General features: G+C 62.8%; 21 protein-coding genes and 1 other RNA gene. 19 read left to right on the top strand and 3 right to left on the bottom strand.

Annotation, left to right across the window (positions count from 1 at the left end):
• The first annotated feature begins 197 nt into the window (after nucleotides 1-197).
• Nucleotides 198-1,961, top strand: coding sequence for a thiol reductant ABC exporter subunit CydD (gene cydD, locus ACP5MM_RS06530; protein WP_427932287.1), 1,764 nt, complete (start codon nucleotides 198-200; stop codon nucleotides 1,959-1,961).
• Nucleotides 1,936-3,702 (top strand): thiol reductant ABC exporter subunit CydC, encoded by a 1,767-nt coding sequence (gene cydC / locus ACP5MM_RS06525; RefSeq protein ID WP_427934287.1) that lies wholly within the window; start codon nucleotides 1,936-1,938, stop codon nucleotides 3,700-3,702. The genes cydD and cydC overlap by 26 nt, the downstream gene beginning before the upstream one ends.
• A 21-nt stretch (nucleotides 3,703-3,723) precedes the next feature.
• Here cydC and ACP5MM_RS06520 read toward each other — a convergent pair whose 3' ends face one another.
• Together ACP5MM_RS06520 and ACP5MM_RS06515 are read right to left on the bottom strand one after the other, a co-directional pair.
• Entirely contained in the window at nucleotides 3,724-4,065 is a 342-nt protein-coding gene (locus ACP5MM_RS06520) for a hypothetical protein (RefSeq protein ID WP_427932284.1), read from the bottom strand.
• Nucleotides 4,066-5,034 (bottom strand): YgfZ/GcvT domain-containing protein, encoded by a 969-nt coding sequence (locus tag ACP5MM_RS06515; protein ID WP_427932283.1) that lies wholly within the window; start codon nucleotides 5,032-5,034, stop codon nucleotides 4,066-4,068. It abuts the gene before it with no gap.
• On the opposite strand from ACP5MM_RS06515, the gene ACP5MM_RS06510 reads away from it, so the two are divergent.
• On the top strand, nucleotides 5,033-5,566 hold the full coding sequence (locus tag ACP5MM_RS06510; RefSeq protein WP_427932282.1) for a hypothetical protein: 534 nt from the start codon (nucleotides 5,033-5,035) through the stop codon (nucleotides 5,564-5,566). The genes ACP5MM_RS06515 and ACP5MM_RS06510 overlap by 2 nt on opposite strands.
• Here the strand turns inward: ACP5MM_RS06510 and nadB are convergent.
• A complete protein-coding gene (gene nadB / locus ACP5MM_RS06505; RefSeq protein WP_427932280.1) occupies nucleotides 5,511-7,100 on the bottom strand; it encodes an L-aspartate oxidase in 1,590 nt (529 codons plus the stop codon). The genes ACP5MM_RS06510 and nadB overlap by 56 nt on opposite strands.
• A gap of 191 nt (nucleotides 7,101-7,291) precedes the next feature.
• On the opposite strand from nadB, the gene rpoE reads away from it, so the two are divergent.
• The 16 genes from rpoE to ssrA all read left to right on the top strand — a co-directional run bounded on the left by rpoE (nucleotide 7,292) and on the right by ssrA (nucleotide 21,149).
• On the top strand, nucleotides 7,292-7,918 hold the full coding sequence (gene rpoE / locus ACP5MM_RS06500; protein ID WP_427932278.1) for an RNA polymerase sigma factor RpoE: 627 nt from the start codon (nucleotides 7,292-7,294) through the stop codon (nucleotides 7,916-7,918).
• Nucleotides 7,915-8,571, top strand: a complete 657-nt coding sequence (locus tag ACP5MM_RS06495) for a sigma-E factor negative regulatory protein (protein WP_427932276.1) — start codon at nucleotides 7,915-7,917, stop codon at nucleotides 8,569-8,571. Before rpoE ends, ACP5MM_RS06495 begins: the two co-directional genes overlap by 4 nt.
• A 125-nt stretch (nucleotides 8,572-8,696) precedes the next feature.
• Entirely contained in the window at nucleotides 8,697-10,091 is a 1,395-nt protein-coding gene (locus ACP5MM_RS06490; RefSeq protein WP_427932293.1) for a Do family serine endopeptidase, read from the top strand.
• A 106-nt stretch (nucleotides 10,092-10,197) separates the two neighbouring features.
• The gene (gene lepA / locus ACP5MM_RS06485; protein WP_427932274.1) at nucleotides 10,198-12,000 is read left to right on the top strand and encodes a translation elongation factor 4; all 1,803 of its coding nucleotides are present in this window, start codon (nucleotides 10,198-10,200) and stop codon (nucleotides 11,998-12,000) included.
• A gap of 24 nt (nucleotides 12,001-12,024) precedes the next feature.
• A complete protein-coding gene (gene lepB / locus ACP5MM_RS06480; RefSeq protein WP_427932273.1) occupies nucleotides 12,025-12,795 on the top strand; it encodes a signal peptidase I in 771 nt (256 codons plus the stop codon).
• Nucleotides 12,796-12,825: 30 nt separating this feature from the next.
• Nucleotides 12,826-13,191 carry a DUF4845 domain-containing protein gene (locus ACP5MM_RS06475; protein WP_427932271.1) on the top strand — a complete coding sequence of 122 codons (366 nt, stop codon included), beginning with the start codon at nucleotides 12,826-12,828 and terminating at the stop codon, nucleotides 13,189-13,191.
• A 54-nt stretch (nucleotides 13,192-13,245) separates the two neighbouring features.
• A complete protein-coding gene (gene rnc, locus ACP5MM_RS06470; protein ID WP_427932269.1) occupies nucleotides 13,246-13,929 on the top strand; it encodes a ribonuclease III in 684 nt (227 codons plus the stop codon).
• Complete coding sequence (era, locus tag ACP5MM_RS06465) at nucleotides 13,922-14,836, top strand: GTPase Era (RefSeq protein WP_427932267.1); 915 nt, start codon at nucleotides 13,922-13,924, stop codon at nucleotides 14,834-14,836. The genes rnc and era overlap by 8 nt, the downstream gene beginning before the upstream one ends.
• Nucleotides 14,820-15,566 carry a DNA repair protein RecO gene (gene recO, locus ACP5MM_RS06460; RefSeq protein WP_427932265.1) on the top strand — a complete coding sequence of 249 codons (747 nt, stop codon included), beginning with the start codon at nucleotides 14,820-14,822 and terminating at the stop codon, nucleotides 15,564-15,566. The genes era and recO overlap by 17 nt, the downstream gene beginning before the upstream one ends.
• A gap of 14 nt (nucleotides 15,567-15,580) precedes the next feature.
• Nucleotides 15,581-16,306: a pyridoxine 5'-phosphate synthase gene (pdxJ, locus tag ACP5MM_RS06455; protein WP_427932264.1), complete on the top strand. Its 726-nt coding sequence runs from the start codon at nucleotides 15,581-15,583 to the stop codon at nucleotides 16,304-16,306.
• Nucleotides 16,303-16,701 carry a holo-ACP synthase gene (gene acpS / locus ACP5MM_RS06450; RefSeq protein WP_427932262.1) on the top strand — a complete coding sequence of 133 codons (399 nt, stop codon included), beginning with the start codon at nucleotides 16,303-16,305 and terminating at the stop codon, nucleotides 16,699-16,701. Before pdxJ ends, acpS begins: the two co-directional genes overlap by 4 nt.
• A 58-nt stretch (nucleotides 16,702-16,759) precedes the next feature.
• Complete coding sequence (locus ACP5MM_RS06445) at nucleotides 16,760-18,082, top strand: UDP-glucose dehydrogenase family protein (protein WP_427932260.1); 1,323 nt, start codon at nucleotides 16,760-16,762, stop codon at nucleotides 18,080-18,082.
• The gene (gene rfaE1 / locus ACP5MM_RS06440) at nucleotides 18,063-19,031 is read left to right on the top strand and encodes a D-glycero-beta-D-manno-heptose-7-phosphate kinase (protein WP_427932259.1); all 969 of its coding nucleotides are present in this window, start codon (nucleotides 18,063-18,065) and stop codon (nucleotides 19,029-19,031) included. Before ACP5MM_RS06445 ends, rfaE1 begins: the two co-directional genes overlap by 20 nt.
• Nucleotides 19,028-19,822 (top strand): tRNA 2-thiocytidine biosynthesis TtcA family protein, encoded by a 795-nt coding sequence (locus ACP5MM_RS06435; RefSeq protein WP_427932257.1) that lies wholly within the window; start codon nucleotides 19,028-19,030, stop codon nucleotides 19,820-19,822. Before rfaE1 ends, ACP5MM_RS06435 begins: the two co-directional genes overlap by 4 nt.
• On the top strand, nucleotides 19,815-20,666 hold the full coding sequence (locus tag ACP5MM_RS06430) for an Hsp33 family molecular chaperone HslO (RefSeq protein WP_427934286.1): 852 nt from the start codon (nucleotides 19,815-19,817) through the stop codon (nucleotides 20,664-20,666). The genes ACP5MM_RS06435 and ACP5MM_RS06430 overlap by 8 nt, the downstream gene beginning before the upstream one ends.
• A gap of 118 nt (nucleotides 20,667-20,784) precedes the next feature.
• Nucleotides 20,785-21,149, top strand: a transfer-messenger RNA (tmRNA) gene (gene ssrA / locus ACP5MM_RS06425).
• Nucleotides 21,150-21,378 lie beyond the last annotated feature (229 nt).

Below are 21,378 nucleotides of genomic sequence, written 5' to 3'. Positions count from 1 at the left end.
GTAGAATATACTTGGAAGTGGAAAGCAGGTCAACGGAGAGACGGAGAGCGTACAGAGGGGGCATGGCTGCGAGCCGTTGGCCGGAGGCTTGGCAGCCGGGCGCGTGGACCAGCGGAGGGGGATGAGCCGGTCCTGGCAGGGGGTGGGGGAGAGGGGAAATTGTGATACAGTCCACGCAAACTGGCGAAGGAAGCGGAATGGCCAAGGCACAGCGTGTGGATCAGCGGTTGATGCAGGAGGGGCGGCGCACGCGGGGCGCGCTCTATTTCGGGATTGGGTTGGGGGTCGCTGCGGGGTTGTTGATCATCGTCCAGGCGATCTTGCTGGCGCATGTGGTCAACGATGTCGCTTTTCTGGACAAGACGCTGCGCGATGTCATGCCTTTGTTATGGGCGATGCTGGGCATTTTCCTGTTGCGCGCAGCCCTTTCCTGGGGTAGCGAGGTGGTCGCCTTCCAGGCCAGCGCGAAGATCAAGACTTATCTGCGGGAACGTATTTTTTCCCACCTCCTGGCGCTCGGGCCCATCCATGCCGGAGGCGAGCGGAGCGCCGACATCGCCAGCACCATGATCGAAGGAGTGGAGGCGCTGGAGCCGTACTTTTCCCGCTATCTGCCGCAAATGGCCCTAGTCAGCCTGATTCCTCTGGCGATCCTGGCCTTTGTCTTTCCGGCCGACTGGATCAGCGGCCTGATCCTGGTCATTGCCGGACCCCTCATTCCCTTTTTCATGGTCCTGGTGGGTTACAAGGCGGAGGCCATCAATCAGCGCCAATGGCAGAAACTGCTGTTGATGAGCGCCCATTTCCTGGATGTGGTGCAGGGTCTGACCACCCTGAAAATCTTCGGCCGCGCCAAGGATGAAATAGAGATCGTGGCGCGCATCTCCGATGATTATCGCCGGACCACCATGGCGGGGCTGAAAGTGGCCTTTATGACGTCGGCGGTGCTGGAATTTTTTGCCAGCCTTTCCATCGCCCTGGTGGCGGTGTCCTTTGGCGCCCGCCTGCTGAATGACTCCGTGCCGTTTTACACGGCATTCTTTGTGCTCCTGCTGGCCCCCGAATACTTCAATCCCCTGCGCGGACTGGCTACCCATTATCATGCGCGGATGAGCGCCATCGCCGCCGCCAAGCGCATTTTCGAGATCCTTGATCTGCCTGCTCCGGCCTCCGCAGCGTCACGGGAAGCCCTTGCTCCGGGGGCGCAAATTTCTCTTTCCTGCCACAACCTGCATTTTGCCTATGAAGCGGGCCGCGTCGCCCTGGACGGGCTGGATTGCGAGATCCCGGCGGGCAAGGTCACCGCTCTGGTGGGGCGCAGCGGCGCGGGCAAGAGCACCCTGGCCAACGTCTTCCTGGGTTTTGTCACCCCGCAGGCCGGGGAGATCGTGGTCAATGGGCAGATCCCCCTCAACGCCCTGGAGCGGGAGCAATGGTGGGGGCACCTGGCCTGGGTGCCGCAAAATCCCCGCCTTTTCCATGGCAGCATTGCCGACAATATCCGTCTTGGCAGACCCGGCGCCACGGAGCAGGAACTGCGGGATGCGGCGCGGCAGGCCTATGCCCTGGAATTCATCGAAGCCTTGCCTCAGGGCTTTGGGACCATGGTGGGTGATCTGGGGCAGGGGCTTTCGGGGGGGCAGATCCAGCGCGTGGCCCTGGCGCGGGCGTTTCTCAAGAATCCGGACCTGCTGATCCTTGACGAGGCGACGGCCAATCTGGATATGGAGAGCGAGGCGCTGGTCTTGGACGCCATCGACCGCTTGGCAAAGGGGCGAACCGTGGTGGTCATTGCCCATCGCCTGGCTACCGCGGAGCGCGCCGACCATATCCTGGTCCTGGACGAGGGGCGAGTGGTGGAAGCGGGTTCGCATCAGGAATTACTCGCGGCCGGCGGGCCCTATACCCGCTTGGTCGCCGCTTATCGGGGGGATCATGGGCGAACTTTGGCGTCTGCTTAAACTTTTTGCTCCGTACCGCGGCTGGATCCTCGGCGGGGCCTTGCTGGCCCTGCTGACCATCCTCTCCAATTTCGGCCTCCTGGCCCTTTCGGGCTGGTTCCTGGCCAGTGCCGCCGTGGCGGGGCTGGGAGGAATCGCCACCCAGAACCTGTTCAACTTCTTCACTCCAGCCGCCGGCGTGCGCGGTTTTGCGACGGTTCGCGTCGTCTCCCGCTATCTGGAGCGCATCGTCACCCATGAGGCGACCTTTCGTTTGCTGTCCCGCCTGCGCAGTTGGTTTTATGCCCGCCTGGAGCCGTTGGCTCCCGCCGGCCTGCAGGGGTATCGGGCGGGTGACATCCTGTCCCGCATCGTTGCCGATATCGATACGCTCAATAATTTCTACCTGCGGGTGTTTGCGCCCTTTCTCGTGGCCGGGCTGGCGGCCTTGATCATGGCGGGATTCTTTGCCCTGTTTTCCTGGACGGTGGGTTTGACCTTGCTGCTTTTCCTCGCGGTGGCGGGTCTGGCCTTGCCTCTGCTGACGGAGCGCCTGGGGGCCAGGCTGGGGCGGGAGATGACCAATATCAATGCGGACTTGCGCGTGCAACTGGTGGATGGGATGCAGGGGATGGGCGAAATCCTCACCTACAACGCCGGACCGGCCGTGCGCGCCCATGCCGCCGCCCTCAATGATCAACTGATTCAGCGGCAGAGCCGGATGAGCGTGATTACCGGCTGGGGCAGTGCGGGCATGGGCCTGCTCACCAACCTGGGCATGTGGTGCATCGTGATCCTGGCCATACCGTTGGTCGTGCATGGCTATTTGTCCGGCCCGGAATTGCCCATGCTTGCCCTGGGCTCCCTTGCCGCCTTTGAGGCCATTGCCGCCTTGCCCCTGGCTTTTCAGTTCCTTGGGCAGACCAAGGAGGCGGCACGGCGCATTTTTGAGGTGGCGGACCAACCCTTGCCCTTCGCCGATGCCCCTGGACCCGCGCCGCAGCCCCGGCGTCTGGACCTTCGTCTGACGGATGTGCATCTGCGCTATGCCGATAGCGCGCGTCCCGCCCTGGACGGCGTTGACCTGGAAGTCGCCCAGGGATCGCGGGTGGCGGTGCTGGGGGTGACGGGAGCGGGCAAAAGCAGTCTCGTGAATCTCCTGTTGCGCTTTTATGACTATCAGGAGGGGCGGGTGCAGTTTGGCGGGCATGAATTGCGGGATTATCCGGGGGATGACCTGCGCCGTTATTTCGCGGTGGTTTCGCAGCGTTCTTATCTCTTTCACAGCACCGTCCGCGATAATCTCCTGGTGGCCAAGGGCGAGGCCACGGAGGATGAACTCTGGGAGGCCCTGGCGGTGGCGCAGTTGGATGAATTCGTGCGGGCGCAGCCGGCTGGGCTGGACACCATCGTGGGCGAGGGCGGCGTCAAGCTTTCCGGTGGGCAGGGGCGGCGCGTGGCCATTGCGCGGGCCATCCTCAAAAACGCCCCCTGGCTGATTCTGGATGAGCCGACCGAGGGTCTGGACCCGGTAACCGAAATGGAATTCCTTCGTGACCTGCAAGCGGTCATGGCGGGCAGGACGGTGCTCTACATCACCCATCGTCTCATTGGTCTGGAAGCCATGGACCGGATCTATGTCCTGGAGGATGGCCGGGTTCTGGAATCCGGGGATTATGCCACGCTCTTGGCCAGCGGCGGCCAGTTTACCCGCTTTGCCACCTTTCGCGGCGCTTTTGAGGCCCTTTCCGCCCGGAGTTGATCGCCGCCCGGGCCCGGGGGCTTAATGCCTGCCTGCGGCGCCGGAGAGGAGTTCCTCTTTGAGTTGCCGACTCTGCTGGATTGCCGACTGGCAGGCGGCGCTGGCCGGGTTTTGCAGACATCGCAGTTCATGGCCGAGGAGTTGCGTGGTGGCCCGCTGCAGGTGTTGCCGCGGGACCCCGGCCTCGGGTTTGCTGGTGAGCCACGAAACGCCGTAGCCCAGCACGGTGGACAAGGCCGTGGCGATGAGGAATACCAGCAACGTGCGGGTAAGGCCGGACGGCAGCCCTTGGTCTTCCAGGCGGCGGTGGCTATACCAGGCGATGAACGGATAACTGACGATGCCCGCAAGCAGACCCCACATCTACGCTTCCTTGGGGGTATCTAGGGGCAGCGGGTAGGGTAGATCCAGGATCGTCAGGGGGGGGCCATCGGCCTTGCCCGCATGGAGGATGTCGGCACTGTTGGCGGCACGCAGCACCGCCAGGGCCTCCCAGCCGCTAGCGGTGGCTACGGCATTGATGACCAGGCCAATGCCCTGATCGGGCAGGGCGCCGGTGTAAATCTCTTCCCCTACGGTCAGGGGGGTGGCGGCCTGCACGCGATAGGTCTGGTTCTTGAGGCGGCCCAGGTAGTGTGACCGCGCGACGATTTCCTGGCCGGGATAGCAGCCTTTGGTGAAACTGATGCCGCCCAGGGGCTCCAGGTTCAGTTCCTGGGGAATGACCTTCTCCGTGGTGGCGAGGCTGATCAATGCCACCCCGGAGCGAATGGCCAGCTCCTGCCAGGCCCCATAATCCGCAGGCGCCGCGCCCCCTGCGGCGAGGCTTTGGCGCAGGACGGCGGCAGGCTGGGCGCGGACGATCAGGAGATAGGCTTCACCGGCGGCCCAGGGCAAGCGGGTGGCGATCCAGTCCTCGCCGGCCAAGCCGACATTGGCTTCAACGGCCATGGCGGCGCCCAGGGTGGAGGAGAGCAAGGCGCCGCTCCCGGGGCCGGCAACGCCCAGGATCTCCCATTGGGGCTCGCCACGCTCCAGTTCGACCTTGGTCATCAGGCGGAACTTGCGCAAACGCTCCAGGACCGGATCGGCCAGGTCCCGCGCCAGGCTGAGCCAGAAGCCCTCCCTGTCGCGCTGTACATAAAAATTGGCAATGATCCGCCCCTTGGGGGTGTTGTAGCTGCTCCATTGGCCGCAGCCCACTTGCAATGCGCGCAGATCGTTGGAAAACTGGCCCTGGAGGAATTTTTCCGCCTCCGCCCCGGTGGCTCTGATGAGCCCCTGTCCGGCGGCGAGAGGGGTGGAAAAGAGGGTGTTGGCAGGAGACGGCATGACGGTAAATCCCCAAATCGTGGCCCCAATCGTGGAGCATAACGCCGGTGATCATACCCCTTCGGTGGATTTGGACAAAGCCATGGGCCGCCTGGACCTGCCCGTGGGCCAAGGCCGCTCCCTGCTCTATGCCTTCCCCTACCTGAGCGCCGCCGGTGTGGCCCTGACCGTCGCTTTCCAGGATTGGCCCCTGGGCCTCGGGCTGCTACTGGGCCTGGTCCTGCCGGCCTATTGGTGGCAATGCCCTTTGCCCGGAGCGCGGCGGGCGGCGGACTTGCCCGTAGCCCTGGGTTCGGCCGGGTCGGGGGAGATCCTGTTGCGCTTGTCTGACGGCAGGGGCGTTGCCTGCGTTCTGTCCGGGGCTCCCCTGCTGCGCCCCCGCTTCGGGGCGCTGCGATTGCGCGGCCTGGACGGGCGCCACTATGGCGTCCTGGCGCTTTTCCCCGCAGGCCATGGGCCCTGGCGCCATTGGCGCCTCAGGCTGCGGGCGGAATGGGACGCTGCCGCGGGGCGGGCCAGTCGCGCTGCATGATGGTGTCCAAGGCCTGGCTTGCCCGCTGGGGATGATCCTCGTTGTAGTGGCAACCGCGCGATTCCCGCCGGGCAATGGCGGATTGGGTGATGAGCAGGGCCGTTTGCTGGAGGTTGCGCAGTTCGTGAAAGGCCCGGACTCCCTGGGATGTCTCGGCAAGATTCCGTAGTTCGGCGCCTATGCCTTCCAGTTGCTTCCGGGCCTCCTGCAATTGGGCATCCTGGCGCACGATGCCCACCGCGGCCCACATGGTCGTCTGGACCTTGTTTCGGAGCCGCTGAAGGGTATCCGTAGGGACGGCGGTTGCGCGATGCGGCGGTGGGGGAGGGGAGAAGGAGGCCGGCTCGGGGGATCCGGAGCTTTGCAGGTCGGCGACGATGGCCGCGGCAGTGGTTATGCATTCCAGGAGAGAATTGCTGGCGAGGCGATTGGCGCCGTGCAGGCCGGTGCAGGCGGCTTCGCCGGCGGCATAGAGGCCCGCCAGGGTGCTGCGGCCATGGCCGTCCACCACCACGCCACCGCAGGTGTAGTGGGCGGCAGGGACCACGGGAATGGGTTCCCGGGTGATGTCCAGGCCCAATTCCAGGCAGCGCGCAGCGATGGTGGGAAAGTGCGCCTGAATCATGGCCGCAGGCTGATGGCTGATATCCAGCAAGACGTAATCCAGTCCATGACGCTTCATTTCGGCATCGATGGCGCGCGCGACGATGTCCCGGGGGGCCAGTTCGGCGCGTGGATCGTAGCGTTCCAGGAAGGTCGACCCATCGGGCAGACGGAGTTTCGCGCCCTCTCCCCGCAAGGCCTCGCTGAGCAGAAAGGGCGTGGAGCCCGGATGATAAAGGGTGGTGGGATGAAATTGCATGAATTCCATATTGGCCACCTCCGCACCGGCGCGGTAGGCCATGGCGATGCCATCCCCCGTGGCGACGGGAGGGTTGCTGGTATGCAGGTAGACCTGCCCCGCGCCTCCCGTCGCCAAAATCACCGTCCGGGCCGACCACCTTTCGATTTGATCGTTCTCCGGGGTCAGCACCATCGCTCCACGACAGATGCCGTCCTCTACCCAGAGATCGATGGCAAAGTGCCCTTCACCCAGGAAGATGGCGGGATGTTCCCGCACCCGCTGCAGCAAGGTCTCTTCGATGGCGCGTCCGGTGGCATCGGCCGTATGCAGGATGCGTCGGGCACTGTGCCCCCCCTCGCGGGTCAGGTGAAAATCGCCCTGCTCATCGTGGGTGAAGGGCACGCCCCAGGCGATCAAGGAACGGGCCGCCGCGGCCCCGTGTTCCACCACCTGGCGGACCACCTGCGGATGGCAGAGCCCGGCGCCGGCATTCAGGGTATCCTGGATATGGGCGGCAATGCTGTCCGTATCCTTCATGACGGCGGCCATTCCGCCCTGTGCCCAGAGGGTGGCTGAATCCTGGCCCTGATCCTTGCTCAGGACCGCAACCCGTCCAAACCGGGTCAAGCCCAGGGCGGTGGCGAGCCCGGCGGCACCGGAGCCGATAATGAGAAAGTCCATTGCTTTCATGATGGTCCTTATGCAGGATGCCCGTGGAGAAATCGTGTGCGCCGCGAGAAAACACGGGTCTCCGGGATCCGGGACCCGCGGCGTTGCATCGCTTGCGGGAGGTCATGATACGATGGGCGCTCAATGAGGTGAAGTCAGCGAAAACAAGGGCGGTCCGTCTGGCTGCCTGGTTCAGCATAAGGAAAGGCCAAATGGGCAAAACGTCGGGGTCATCCGACCCCGCTAGCCACGAATCGGGGGCGAGCAGTGATCTGCTTCTGGTGCAACGGGTGCAAAAGGGCGAAAAGGGGGCCTTCGATCTGCTCGTCCGCAAATATCAGCACAAGATATTCGCCCTGGTTTCCCGCTTCGTGCGCAATCCCCAGGAGGCCGAAGATGTCGCCCAGGAGGCCTTCCTCAAGGCCTACCGGGCCCTGCCCAATTTCCGCGGCGACAGCGCCTTTTACACCTGGCTCTATCGGATTGCCGTCAACACGGCCAAAAACCATCTGGTGGCCCAGGGCCGGCAGGTGGTCCTTGCGGATGTGGACAGCGAAGATGCGGAACAATTTGCCGGTGCGGATGGACTAAGGGAATACGATACTCCGGAAGGATTATTGCTGGGCCGGGAATTGGCGGAGCATATTGATGCGGCCTTGTCGGCGTTGCCCGAGGATTTGCGCATGGCGGTGACTTTGAGGGAGTTCGAGGGCTTGAGTTACGATGAAATCGCCCAAGCGATGGACTGTCCGGTGGGTACGGTACGATCCCGCATCTTTCGCGCTCGGGAGGCAATCGGCAAGGCGTTGTCACCATTGTTGGAGCGAAAACTGTCATGAACGATGAAACCCAAAAAGAATTGATGGTGTTCATGGAAGGTGAGCTGAGGGGCCTGCGGGCCAAACGGCTGATCAGCCGTTTGCAGTCGGAGCGGGGCCTGCGGGATGCCTGGGAGCGGCAGCACAGCGTCGCGCACCTGTTGCAAATGCCTACGCCCCGCGCCGCGCCGCCGGGATTCGCCGACCGGCTGGCCCAGGCCATCGCCCTGGAGCCGAGCATCCTGGCACCCCAGGCGCAACTGCATGGCCGCCCGTTTTCCACGCGCTGGATCAAGGTGGGCTCCATTGCCGCCGTGCTGGTGGTGTCCGTAACGCTGGTGGGACTGTTTCCCCGCAATCCGGGGACGCCGCAGCCGACGTCCTTGGCGGCGATGCACGCCGTGCAGGCGTCGGTTTCCCAAGGGGAGGTGGTACGGCCCCAAAGCTTTGCCCTGCGCCAGGTGGATGCGGTAGCGCAACCGGGTGCGACCATGGACGGAGTGATTCAACGCGACATTCAGCGGCTTTGGGTGCCGGGCTACGCTGCTTATACGGGTTCCGCCTCAGCGGCGCATCATTGGCGCTCGCGCCAGGCCGGCACCTTGAGCGCCACCTATTCCGTGACGGAGGGGATCAGCAACGAGCCGGTAGCTTTTTCCCCCGGTAATCCCTAGAATTTCTAATAACGTAGGTCGTCGTACTTGCACACCATCAAGAGTGAGGGGGGGTCGTGTTGAAAAAGTGCCTGAAGGATGGAGCTCATATTGTCGTAACGTTGATGCTGGGCCTTGCCCTGGGCATGGGGGTGGATGCGTCGGCGGTGGCGGCGAGCAGCCAGGATTTGGTGGCCCTGCCGGACTTCACCCCCATCGTCAAACAGTTTGGTCCGGCCGTGGTGAATATCAGCACAACCGAAACCAAGGTGGCGCGCGGTGCCGCATCCCCATTTCCGCCCAATTCCCCACTCAACCAGTTTTTTGCGCCTTTCTTTGGCGGGCCCGGGGGCGGTGCTCCGGGGGCCGGCGGACAAGATCAGAAATACCAGGTGCAGTCGCTGGGTTCCGGCTTCATCGTCAGCCCGGACGGCTACATCGTGACGGCGGCCCATGTGGTGAAGGGGGCGCAGAAGATCATCGTGAGCCTGACCAATCATCAGCAATACGTGGCGCAGTTGGTGGGATTGTCCACGCGGATCGACGTGGCGCTGCTCAAGATCGATGCCAGCAACCTGCCGACGGTGCATCTGGGTGACTCGGGCAAGCTCGATGTGGGCCAATGGGTGCTGGCGGTGGGGGCGCCCTTCGGCTTCGAGAACAGCGTCACCCAGGGAGTGATCAGCGCGGTGGCCAGGCCTCTGCCCGATGACCCCTACATTCCGTTCATCCAGACCGACGTGCCCATCAATCCCGGCAATTCCGGCGGGCCGCTCTTCAATATGCGGGGCGAGGTGATCGGCATCAACGATCAGATCTATACCAATAGCGGCGGCTACATGGGTTTGTCCTTCTCCATCCCCATCAACATTGCCATGGATGCCGTCAAGCAGCTCAAGTTGCACCAGAAGGTGCATTTCGGGTGGCTAGGGGTGATGATTCAGGACGTCAGCATGGATCTGGCCAAGTCCTTCCACATGAAAGAGCCCGTGGGCGCGCTGATTTCGCAGGTGGTGCCCGATGGCCCGGCCGCCAAGGCCGGCCTGCGCCCGGGTGACGTGATTGTGTCCTTTGATGGTCGTGCCATCTACAATTCTTCCGAATTGCCGCCGCTGGTGGGCAGCTTGCCGGCGGGTTTCGTGGCGAAGCTGGGCGTCATCCGCGATGGCAAGCCCATGGCGGTCAAGGTCACGGTGGCGAGCCTGCCCAATGACATGGATGGCATGACCGCCCCGGCGACGGCGCAGGTGCAAAAGGGCGAAATCAAGCGCCTCAATATCCAGGTGGGGGCCCTGACTCCCGAGGCCAAGCAGCAGCTCCACGTCAATACCGGGGTTCTGGTCCTCGGCGCCGGTGTCGGCCCGGCCGTGGAGGCGGGCATTCGCCCGGGTGACGTGATCCTGCAGGTGGCGCAGCAGACCATTACCAGCGTCACGGAATTGCAGAAACTGGTGGCCAGCCTGCCCGCGGGGCAGCCGGTGCCGGTCTTGATCCGCCGGGGCGAGGGAAGCTTCTATCTGGTGATCACCTTGCCCCACTAAGGGTAGCGCCGGATGATCTGTGGGGGGCTGGAATTACCGCCAGCCCTCTTTTTCTGTATGCTGCCATGCGGCATGATTTTTCGCTTGCGACAACTGATGATGGAATATGATCGACCAAAAACGGATTCGTAATTTTTCCATTATTGCCCATGTGGACCATGGCAAGTCTACCCTGGCGGATCAGTTCATTCGTCTGTGCGGTGGCCTTAGCGACCGGGAAATGTCCAGTCAGGTCTTGGATACCATGGATATTGAGCGGGAGCGCGGCATTACCATCAAGGCTCAGAGCGTACGCCTGGCCTATCAGGCCAGGGATGGTCAGGAATATATTTTCAATCTGATCGATACGCCCGGGCATGTGGATTTTTCCTACGAGGTCAGTCGTTCCCTGGCGGCCTGCGAGGGGGCATTGCTGGTGGTGGATGCTTCCCAAGGGGTGGAGGCGCAAAGTGTGGCGAACTGCTATACGGCCCTGGAACACGACCTGGAGATCATCCCCGTATTGAACAAGATCGATTTGCCTTCGGCGGACCCGGAGCGGGTCAAAAAGGAGATTGAAGCCATAGTGGGCTTGCCGGCGGAGGATGCGATCCTCGCGAGCGCCAAGGAGGGGATTGGCATCCGTGAGATCTTCGAGCGCGTGGTGGAGCGCATTCCCCCGCCCCAGGGCGACATGAATGCGCCGTTGCAGGCTTTGATCATCGACTCGTGGTTTGATAACTATGTGGGTACCGTGGTCCTGGTGCGCGTTGTCAATGGCGCCATCCGCCCCGGTCAGCGGATCATGACCATGGTCGGCCAGCGCACCTATGTCGTCGAGAAAGTGGGGGTCTTTACCCCCAAATCGATGCAGATGCCCTCATTGGACACGGGGGCCGTGGGTTTTGTGATCGCCGGCATTCGCCATATCGAGGGGGCGCGGGTGGGCGACACCCTGACCGAGCAGGATCGCCCGGCCCCGGCCCCGCTGCCCGGATTCAAGGAGGTGAAACCCCAGGTTTTTACCGGCCTTTATCCCATCGACTCGGCCGATTACGACAATTTTCGTGAGGCGTTGCAAAAGCTGCGCCTGAACGACTCCTCGCTGCAATTCGAGCCGGAAACCTCCCAGGCTCTGGGTTTCGGCTTTCGCTGCGGATTTCTGGGCCTTTTGCACATGGAGATCGTCCAGGAACGATTGGAGCGGGAATACGGTCTGGAACTGATCAGCACCGCGCCAACCGTGATCTATCAGGTGGAAACTACGGATGATCGTGTTCTGGAGATTTCCAATCCGGCGGAACTGCCGCCCGCGCAGAAGATTCGCGACGTCCGTGAACCCATCATTCAGGCCAATATCCTCACGCCCGAATCCTATCTGGGTCCGGTGATCGCTCTTTGCGAGGAACGGCGCGGCCGGCAGAAAAATATGCAGTTCACCGGCGGCCAGGTCGTGCTGACTTATGATCTCCCGCTGAATGAGGTGGTGCTGGATTTCTTTGACCGGCTCAAATCCGTCAGCCGGGGCTATGCCTCCATGGATTATGAGTTCGCCCGTTTTGAAAGCGGTCCGCTCATCAAGATGGATATCCTGATCAATGGCGAAAAACTGGATGCCCTGTCCTGGATCGTCCATCGCGATGTGGCGGAGCGGCGCGGCAGGGAACTGGTATCGCGTCTGCGCGAATTGATCCCGCGGCAGATGTTCGAGGTGGCCATCCAGGCGGCGGTGGGCGCCAAGGTGATCGCGCGGGAAACGGTCAAGGCGATGCGCAAGAATGTTCTGGCCAAATGCTATGGCGGCGATATATCGCGTAAGCGTAAACTGCTGGAGAAGCAGAAGGAAGGCAAGAAGCGCATGAAACAGATCGGCCGTGTGGAGATCCCGCAGGAGGCCTTTCTGGCAGTATTGAAAAGCGAAAAACGCTAGCGGGCGACAAAAGGAAATCGGTGGATGAATTTTACCTTATTGTTATTTCTGGCAGTGGTGCTGACGGGCCTGATTTGGCTGGTGGATCTGCTCGCCTTGCGCCGCCGTCGGGCGGCGGGGCAGCATGAATCCCTGGTGGTGGATTATGCGCGGAGCTTCTTTCCGGTCCTGCTCATCGTTTTTCTCATCCGGGCATTTCTCTTTGAACCCTTCAAGATACCGTCGGGCTCCATGATCCCGACCCTGCGCGTCGGTGACTTTGTGCTGGTGAACAAATATTCGCTGGGATTGCGCTTGCCCTTGGTTCATACCCAGCTTACCCAGGGCGGTCCGGTGCAGGCGGGTGACGTGATGGTGTTCCGCTATCCCAAAGATCCGCGGGAGGATTACATCAAGCGCGTGATCGGCCTGCCGGGGGATACCATCGAGGTGAAGGGCAACGATCTCTATATCAACGGCAAGCTCATAGCGCAGAAGTATGTGGGACCTTTCACCTATCATACCCATGAGGGCTATGCGATTCCGACCAAGGAATACCAGCAGGAACTGGGCGGGCACCGCTTTCATATCATCGAGTTCGACACTCCCGAAGCGCAGATGGATTTCGGTCCCTATAAGGTGCCACCCCATTGCTACTTCATGATGGGAGACGATCGGGATAACAGCAACGACAGCCGGTTTTGGGGTTGCGTGCCGGAACAGAACATTGTGGGCAAGGCCATGTTCGTGTGGTTTTCCTGGGATGCGAATGATTGGTCCATACGCTGGAATCAGATCGGCCGGAGTCTTGACTGAGCGGGCGGCGGGTATTTTGCAGGGGGATTCATGATGCGGACGAAGGATCACCGTCAGGCCGGCATTTCGTTGCTGGGCCTGCTGTTTTGGATGGTTTTGCTGGTCTTGATCATTGCTTTCGTGGTGAAGATCATGCCCGTGTATTATGATTATTGGTCCCTGGAGAGTATTGTCAGCACCCAGGCACGGGAGGCGCGGCCGCAGAGTAGCGAAGATGAAATTCGTTATGATCTGAATCGGCGGCTGGGGGTGGCGATGATTGATATCCCGCAGAAGGATATCCAGATCGTCAAGGATGGTAACGCGCAGCCGATCATTACCGTGGATTATGACAAGGTGGTGCCCCTGGTCGGTAATGTCAGCCTCCTGATCCATTTCCATGCGGTAGGAAAATGACGATCCGGCACGCGCTAACATAAGGTTTTATCGCCCTGTGGAATAATCGAGTGAATGATGAGCAGCATGGAGCAGTTGCAGGAACAGTTAGGGTATCATTTTCGGGATCCGCAGTTGCTGCGGCAGGCCCTGACCCATCGCAGCGCGGGTGGTCAGCACAATGAACGCCTGGAATTTTTGGGAGATGCGGCGCTGAATTTTGTGGCCGCCGCGCAATTGTTCTCGCGTTTTCCCAAGGTGAGCGAAGGCGACCTGTCGCGGATGCGGGCGCGCCTGGTGCGCGAGGAAACCCTGGCGGAAATTGCCGGACAGATCAATTTGGCGGATGTCTTGATCCTGGGACCCGGAGAGCAGCGGAGCGGCGGAGCACGGCGTCATTCCATTCGCGCCGATGCCTTGGAGGCGGTCCTGGGGGCGGCCTTCCTGGATGGCGGCTTTGCCGCAGCCGAGGGCATCGTATCGCGCCTGCTGGAGAGTTTGATGACGGAACACCTGGGCGGAGAGGAGCTGCGCGACCCGAAAACGCGGCTGCAGGAATATCTGCAGGGGCATGGTCGCGCCTTGCCCATCTATGAACTGGTGGAAGAAAAAGGACAGGCCCATGAGCGCCGTTTTGTGACCCGTTGCGTGGTGAGCGGGGCGGAAGAGACGCAGGCGGAGGACAATAGCCGACGGAAGGCGGAGCAGCAGGCCGCCGCCCTCATGCTGGCGCAATTGCAGGGCGCTGGCCGTGGCTGAGGTGGAGCGGGAAGCCGCGCCTCATCGCAGCGGCTATGTGGCCTTGCTGGGCCGGCCCAATGTTGGCAAATCCACCCTGTTGAATCATCTGGTGGGGCAGAAGATCAGCATTACCTCGCCGCGCCCGCAGACAACCCGCGATCAGATCCTGGGCATCCTTACCCGGCCGGATGCCCAACTCCTTTTTCTGGATACGCCGGGGATCCATCAGGGCTATCGCTCCTTGAACCGGCATCTGCTTCGGGCGGCGCGCGGGGCCCTGGAGATGGCCGACGTCGGCGTGCTGATGGTGGAGGCGCTGGTCTGGGGGCCGGAGGATGAGCAAGCCCTGCGCTGGCTCTTGCAGGCCGGGATCCCGCTGGTGGCGGTGGTCAACAAGGTGGATCGGGTGAAACGCAAGGAGCGTCTGTTGCCTTTCCTGGTGGAGCTGGGGCGGCGGGCTGATTTTGCCGGGATCCTGCCCTTGTCGGCGCGCAAGCCCGCCGATGCGGGGCGTCTGGCGGACCTGATCGTGCCCCTTTTGCCGCCGGCGCCGGCGAGCTTTGCAGAGGATCTGGTGACGGATCGCAACCTGCGTTTCATGGCGGCGGAGATCATCCGGGAACAGTTGTTTCGGCAACTGGGGGAGGAATTGCCTTACGATACGGCCGTCGCCATCGAGAGCTATCAGGAAACGGGCGGGCAGCAGCGTATAGAAGCAACCATTTATTGCCGCCGGCCCGGTCAGAAGGGGATCATTCTGGGCCAGGGCGGGTCGCGCCTGCGCAGCATCGGCGAGCGCGCGCGGCTGGCGCTGGAGCAGTTGACCGGCAGCTCGGTGTGGCTGGGTTTGTGGGTGAAGCAGCGCGAACAGTGGGCGGAAGATCGGGCGCTCTTGCGTGAGCTCGGCTATGACGGCGACCGCTGAGGGCGGCGAACGGGCCTGGGTGCTGCACCGTTATCCCTACCGCGATACCAGTCTGGTCTTGGAGCTGTTTACCCGGGAGAGCGGTCGTCTGGGGGCGGTGGCGCGGGGCGGAAGGCGGCCGCGTTCCCCGTTTGCCGCCCTGGAAGCGGGGCGCTCCCTGTGGGTGCGCTGGCGGGGAGGGGGGGACCTGGTGACCTTGCTGCAGGCGGAAGAGCAGGGGGAACTGCTGGATTTTGCCGGCATGAAGGGCCTGATCCTGTTTTATCTCAACGAACTCCTGCTCCGCCTGACCCAGCGGGGCGATCCTCTGCCGGAGCTCTTTGATGTTTACGAGCAGACCCTGCAAAGCGTGGCGCTGGCGGGCCGCCAAAGTTGGGCCCTGCGCCGCTTCGAGCGCCGCTTGCTGGAGATTCTGGGTTGGGCGCCGGAGCTGCAGGTCTGCCATCGCTGCGGGCGCCGCCTCAGCGAAGAGGATGGCGGAACCTGGCATTACTGGCCCGAGCATGGGGTGCTCTGTCCCGACCATCGGTCCGTCCCCGGGACCATCGCCATGCCCAGCGGGGCCTTGGCCTGGCTGGCGGGGGGTATGGCGGAGGGGCCGTCCGTGGCCTGGTTGCCGGGTCTGCGCCGCTGCCTGGAAAGGGAGTTGCGCGGGCATCTCAGCGCCCGGCCACTGGAGAGCCATCGCCTGCTTGCGGCATACTTGGCCCAGGCCGGGCAGGATCACTAGCAAAGGAGCACTGGATGATTGCTTTGGGCGTAAATATTGACCATGTGGCCACCCTGCGCCAGGCACGCGGTACCCGCTATCCGGACCCGGTGGAGGCGGCCTTTGTCGCCGAACGGGCGGGGGCAGACGCCATCACCGCCCATTTGCGGGAGGATCGTCGCCACATGCAGGAGCGGGATATCGAGATCCTGCGTCAGACCCTGCGTACCCGCCTGAACCTGGAGATGGCCGTGGACGAAGGGGTGATGCGCATTGCCGAGCGGATTCGTCCAGCCGACTGTTGTCTGGTGCCGGAGCGGCGCGCGGAACTGACCACGGAGGGTGGGCTGGACGTGGCGGGACATGCGCAGCGGGTCAAGGAGGCTTGCCAGCGCCTGGGCGCGGCGGAAATCCGGGTTTCGCTGTTTATCGACCCCGATCCGTTTCAACTGGAAGCGGCGGCGGATACGGGGGCGCCGGTGGTGGAGCTGCACACCGGACGCTACGCCAATGCCGGCAGTGCCGCCGCACGGGCTGACGAACTCGCCCTCATCGCCAGCGCGGTATCCTTTGGCAAGAGCCTGGGCTTGCAGGTGAATGCGGGCCATGGTCTTGATTATCATAATGTCGAGGCCATTGCTGCGCTGGATGGGGTGGCGGAACTCAATATTGGCCATGCCATTGTGGCTCACGCCCTCTTCGTCGGCCTGGGGCCGGCCGTCGCGGAGATGAAGCGCATCATGCGACAGGCCCGTGGATGATTGTTGGGTTGGGCACCGACATTGTCGATGTCGAGCGCATGGCGGGCCTTTACGAACGTTTTGACGCGCGTTTGGTCGCGCGCTTGCTGAGCGCGCAGGAGCAGGGTGAACTGCCGGCCGGCAGGTCCGAAGGGGCCGCCTTTCTGGCGCGCCGTTTTGCCGCCAAGGAAGCGGCCCTCAAGGCCCTGGGTAGCGGCTTGCGCTCCGGGATCCGCTGGTCCGACCTGGAGGTGGGCCACGATATCCTGGGGGCGCCGCAACTGGCCTTTTCCGGCATGGCGGCGGCGGCGCTGGCGCGTCTGGGTCAGGGGGTCGGCGCCTGGCTGTCCATCAGCGATGAGCGGCGCTTTGCGGTGGCGGTGGTGATATTGGAAAAGGCAGGGGTGGGCGGATGAGTTGGGATGACGGCTGGCGCAAGCCGGGCATGAGCGGCCAGATGCGGGGAGTCTTTCGATGAAAATCACGGTGGTCGGTACCGGCTATGTGGGTCTGGTCACGGGAGCGTGTCTGGCGCAGGTGGGGAATCACGTCCTTTGCATCGATGTGGATGCCCGCAAGGTGGAACAGCTTTCCGCAGGGATCGTGCCCATTCATGAGCCCGGGCTGCCGGCCATCGTGCAGGAGGGCATGGACGGCGATCGCCTGCGTTTTGGGACGGATATCGCCGCCGGGGTGGCCCATGGCGATTACCTCTTCATCGCCGTGGGGACGCCGCCCGATGAAGACGGCTCCGCCGATCTCCGCCACGTTCTGATGGCGGCCGATGCCATCGGCCAGCACCTCGACCGCTACTGCGTCATCATCAACAAATCGACGGTACCCGTGGGCACGGCGCAACTGGTCCGGCAGCGCATCGCGGCGGCTTTGCAACGGCGTGGCGTGGACATCCCTTTCGATGTGGTATCCAATCCGGAGTTTCTCAAGGAAGGCGCGGCGGTGGAGGATTTCATGAAGCCCGACCGCATCATCATCGGTGTCGATCATCCGGCTGCCGCCGAACGGATGCGCGCCCTCTATGCGCCTTTCAATCGCAATCACGATCGTTTGATCGTCATGGATCCGCCCTCCGCGGAACTCAGCAAATACGCCGCCAATGTCATGCTGGCCACCAAGATCTCGCTGATGAACGAGCTGGCTGGCCTGGCGGAGCGGATGGGCGCGGATATCGAGCAGGTGCGGCGCGGCATTGGTGCCGATCCGCGCATCGGTTACGCCTTTATTTACCCTGGCTGCGGTTATGGGGGCTCCTGTTTTCCCAAGGATGTGCGCGCCCTGGAGTACAGTGCCCGCCAGGCGGATTATGCAGCGCCGCTCCTGGCCGCCGTCGAGGAGGTGAACAATCGCCAGAAGCGGGTACTGGAACGCAAGGTGGTGGCGGAGCTGGGGGAGGATCTGTCACCTTATACCGTCGCCCTCTGGGGTCTGGCCTTCAAGCCCAACACCGATGACATGCGCGAGGCCCCCAGCCGGGTTCTGCTGGAGGGCCTCTGGGCCCGAGGGGCCCGGGTGCGCGCCTATGACCCGGCGGCGACGGCGGAAGCGCGGCGGATTTATGGGGAACGGGCAGATCTGCAGCTCTGCGAAGATCCTTATGCCGCTCTGGAGGGGGCGGACGCGCTGGTGATCTGCACCGAATGGCAGATTTTCCGCAGCCCCGATTTCGACCGGATCCGCGCCCGATTGCGGCGGCCGCTCATTTTCGACGGGCGCAATCTCTATGACCCACAGGCCGTAAGGGCTGCGGGTTTCCGCTATCATGCCATCGGTCGTCCCTGAAATGATGCCGCCCCTGGCCACGCTGCTCGGGCAGCGGGTACTCGTCGTGGGCGATGTCATGCTGGATCGCTATTGGTTCGGCAGCGTCGAGCGCATCTCTCCGGAAGCGCCGGTGCCGGTGGTGCGGGTGGGGCGGGAGGAAGAACGGCCGGGCGGTGCGGCCAATGTGGCCCTCAATGTGGTGGCCCTGGGCGCCCAGGCTCATCTGCTGGCACCGGTGGGCGACGACCAGCCGGGCCGGAATCTGGCGGCATTGCTGGCCGCCGCCCGGGTGGAGTCCACGCTGATTCCCGACGCCGGCTGTCCGACGACCGTCAAGCTGCGCGTCATCGGCCACCAGCAACAGTTGCTGCGCATGGATTTTGAGGCCAAACCCAGCGCCGATCATCGGGATGCCCTTCTGCACCAGGGCCCGTCCTTGTTTGCGGCAGCAGGGGCGGTGATCCTCTCGGACTACGCCAAGGGCGCCCTCCAGGATGTCGTCCATTTTTTGGCCATGGGACGGGAGCTGGGTGTGCCGGTCCTGGTGGACCCCAAGGGCCGGGATTATGAGCGCTATCGGGGCGCGACCCTGCTCACGCCCAACCAGGCGGAATTCCAGGCCGTGGCCGGCCCCTGGCAGGAGGAGGACGAATTCCGGGAGATGGGCCAGCGTTTACGCCGGCATCTCGACTTGCAGGGGTTGCTGGTGACCCGGGGGGAAGGCGGCATGACCCTCTTTACGGAAGCGGGTATTTACCATCATTCTGCCCAGGCCCGGGAGGTCTTTGATGTCACCGGCGCCGGCGATACGGTGATTGCCACCCTGGCCGTGGCCCTGGCCGCTGCCTGGCCCCTGGATCTGGCCGTGGAGCTGGCCAACCGCGCAGCGGGGATCGTCGTCGGCAAACTGGGGGCCGCCGCGGCCAGTCAGCAAGAGTTGCAGGACAGCCTTTCCGGACCGGCATGAGTCTACCTGTTGCCATGAACAATCCGAGTGCCGTCCCCCGCCTGGATGTGCCGAAACTACTGCTGCGGCGGATGGGGCGCGCCCTGGCCGACTTCGCCATGATCGCGCCGGGCGACCGGATCCTCCTGGCCTTGTCGGGCGGCAAGGATTCCCTTACCCTGCTGCACCTGCTGCGCGCCTTTCAGCAGCGCTCCCCGGTGTCCTTCAGTCTGGCTGCGGCCACGGTGGACCCCATGAGCCCCGACTATGATCCCGCCCCCTTGCAACCTTATCTGCGGGAACTGGGTATACCCCATTTCCTGGAGCGGCAGGATATCGTCGGGCGGGCCAAACGCCACATGGACCGGCCATCCTACTGCAGCTTTTGCGCGCGCATGCGTCGCGGCGTACTCTATCAATGCGCCCGTCGCGAGGGCTACAACGTCCTAGCCTTGGGTCAACACCTCGACGATTTTGCGGAAAGCTTTTTGATGTCCCTGTTTTACAATGGCGAATTGCGCACCATGAAGGCCCACTATTGGGTCAAGGACGGCGATTTGCGCGTCATCAGGCCCCTCGTCTATTGCCGCGAGCGCCAGACGCGAGCCTACGCCGAGGCCAGCCACCTACCCGTCATCATGGAAAACTGCCCAGCGTGCTTTGGCGCTCCCACGGAACGGCAGCGGATGAAATCGCTTCTTGCGCTCCAGGAAGAACGCGATCCTCGGCTTTTCAATCACTTGCGCCGCGCCCTGCAGCCCCTCTTGGGGCAGGGGCTTGATGGCGTGCCCTCAGAGGATGATCATGCCTGATTTTTCACAACGTTTTCATTGGGAAACCCTCCCCGTGCGGGGCGCCCTCTGTCGTTTGGACGAGACCTATGGGCGGGTGCTCCGGGACTTCCAGGGATCTCCGGCTGTCGCCCGGCTTTTGGGCGAAATCCTGGCCGGCACCGCCTTGCTGGCCACGACGCAGAGTTCCTATGAGCGGCTTATCGTCCAGGCGCAAAGCCAAGGGGCCTTGCGCCTGCTGGTGGCGGAGATCAGTCAGGCGGGGGGATTGCGCGCCTATGCCCGTTGGCAGGAGGGAGAGCCGGTGGATTTGGCCACACTCCCCGGCGCCTTGCTGGCCATCACGGTGGATCCGGGCCTGGATAGGGAGCGTTATCAGGGCTTGGTGACGTTGCGGGACACCGTGGCGGAATCCCTCAACGCCTATTTTGCGGAGTCGGAGCAGTCACCGGCCTTCTTCCGCCTCATGGCGGATCCGCAATCCCATCAGGCGGCAGGGTATTTTGTCCAGCGCTTGCCAGGGGTCATGGATCCCGCAGACTGGCAATTGCTGACCCGGTTTCTCGAGGTCGGGCCCGATGCCGCGCTTTTCAACATGGCGCCCGAGGACCTTTTGCCCCAGGCATTCCCCGGCGAAGGCGTGCGCCTCTTCCCGCCGCAAGCCTTGCGCTTTTCCTGCTCTTGCTCCCGGCAGCGGGTGGCCGACATGCTCCGCGCGCTGGGCCAGGAGGAAGTGGAAGAAACACTGGAAGAACATGGCGTTATATCCGTTACCTGCGAGTATTGTCGAGAATCCTATCGCTTTGAAGCGAGCGACGTGGCCATGCTTTTCAAGGAGGAAACGGATGGAGCGCCGCTACATTGAGGCGAATGTCACCGACCCTAGTCGCGGTAATGGAGAGGGGGTATACTGAGACCTGGATCAGGCAGGCGGATGCAACTTTTCCCGCAAAAGCCGGTCTTAGTGTTTGTATAGGTAATCAGGGGGCGACCGGCTTCGACGCAGGTCGCGAAGCCTTCGGTGCATGCAGAGCTGCGGTTCGCTCTTAAAACTGGTCGCAAATCAATAATTGCCAACGACAGCAATTACGCCCTCGCTGCTTAAGCAGTGAGCCCTCCGCCCGGATTGGTCCGTGGGTCCGGTGGCCGCAAGGCCTGCGGGGGGTCGACTCACACGGAATCGTGGTCTCCCTAGCCTGTGGGGTGACTGCTAAAACAAAGCAGGATCGCCAAACCGAAATCTTGTTTGTCGGAGTTTGGGGCGGTTAAAAAGAAAAGACAAACTATGCATGTAGATCCGGTGGTCTAGGTACTGCGGACGCGGGTTCAATTCCCGCCGCCTCCACCATTAATATGTTGATTATAAATGAATAAGCCAGCGCATGCTGGCTTATTTTTTGGGGTGTTTTGGGGCTGTTTGGGCGTGAGTTCGCCAACATTACGCCAGCACGATGTTCCTATAAATTGATGGTTCGCAATATTTCCGATACAAATATTTTTCCAGCGCCGTTTTTCCCCGTATTGGCGGTTTTGGCGATGCAAGCGACGACTTCGCAGAGTCGTTCGCTGGCTACCAT

Source organism: Acidithiobacillus sp. (genome assembly GCF_049965315.1).
Taxonomy (GTDB): Bacteria; Pseudomonadota; Gammaproteobacteria; order Acidithiobacillales; family Acidithiobacillaceae; genus Acidithiobacillus_B.
This window is presented reverse-complemented; position numbering and strand designations above follow the sequence as displayed.

Bases quoted from the DNA above. Each gene is read 5' to 3' on its own strand.
- ACP5MM_RS06495 (WP_427932276.1), top strand. From the start codon at position 7,915: ATGAACGATGAAACCCAAAAAGAATTGATGGTGTTCATGGAAGGTGAG.
- rfaE1 (WP_427932259.1), top strand. From the start codon at position 18,063: ATGCCATCGGTCGTCCCTGAAATGATGCCGCCCCTGGCCACGCTGCTC.
- cydC (WP_427934287.1), top strand. From the start codon at position 1,936: ATGGGCGAACTTTGGCGTCTGCTTAAACTTTTTGCTCCGTACCGCGGC.
- acpS (WP_427932262.1), top strand. From the start codon at position 16,303: ATGATTGTTGGGTTGGGCACCGACATTGTCGATGTCGAGCGCATGGCG.
- ACP5MM_RS06430 (WP_427934286.1), top strand. From the start codon at position 19,815: ATGCCTGATTTTTCACAACGTTTTCATTGGGAAACCCTCCCCGTGCGG.
- recO (WP_427932265.1), top strand. From the start codon at position 14,820: ATGACGGCGACCGCTGAGGGCGGCGAACGGGCCTGGGTGCTGCACCGT.
- cydD (WP_427932287.1), top strand. From the start codon at position 198: ATGGCCAAGGCACAGCGTGTGGATCAGCGGTTGATGCAGGAGGGGCGG.
- ACP5MM_RS06445 (WP_427932260.1), top strand. From the start codon at position 16,760: ATGAAAATCACGGTGGTCGGTACCGGCTATGTGGGTCTGGTCACGGGA.
- lepA (WP_427932274.1), top strand. From the start codon at position 10,198: ATGATCGACCAAAAACGGATTCGTAATTTTTCCATTATTGCCCATGTG.
- ACP5MM_RS06490 (WP_427932293.1), top strand. From the start codon at position 8,697: ATGGGGGTGGATGCGTCGGCGGTGGCGGCGAGCAGCCAGGATTTGGTG.
- ACP5MM_RS06515 (WP_427932283.1), bottom strand. From the start codon at position 5,034: ATGCCGTCTCCTGCCAACACCCTCTTTTCCACCCCTCTCGCCGCCGGA.
- ACP5MM_RS06520 (WP_427932284.1), bottom strand. From the start codon at position 4,065: ATGTGGGGTCTGCTTGCGGGCATCGTCAGTTATCCGTTCATCGCCTGG.
- ACP5MM_RS06435 (WP_427932257.1), top strand. From the start codon at position 19,028: ATGAGTCTACCTGTTGCCATGAACAATCCGAGTGCCGTCCCCCGCCTG.
- rpoE (WP_427932278.1), top strand. From the start codon at position 7,292: ATGGGCAAAACGTCGGGGTCATCCGACCCCGCTAGCCACGAATCGGGG.
- ACP5MM_RS06510 (WP_427932282.1), top strand. From the start codon at position 5,033: ATGACGGTAAATCCCCAAATCGTGGCCCCAATCGTGGAGCATAACGCC.
- ACP5MM_RS06475 (WP_427932271.1), top strand. From the start codon at position 12,826: ATGATGCGGACGAAGGATCACCGTCAGGCCGGCATTTCGTTGCTGGGC.
- pdxJ (WP_427932264.1), top strand. From the start codon at position 15,581: ATGATTGCTTTGGGCGTAAATATTGACCATGTGGCCACCCTGCGCCAG.
- lepB (WP_427932273.1), top strand. From the start codon at position 12,025: ATGAATTTTACCTTATTGTTATTTCTGGCAGTGGTGCTGACGGGCCTG.
- rnc (WP_427932269.1), top strand. From the start codon at position 13,246: ATGATGAGCAGCATGGAGCAGTTGCAGGAACAGTTAGGGTATCATTTT.
- nadB (WP_427932280.1), bottom strand. From the start codon at position 7,100: ATGAAAGCAATGGACTTTCTCATTATCGGCTCCGGTGCCGCCGGGCTC.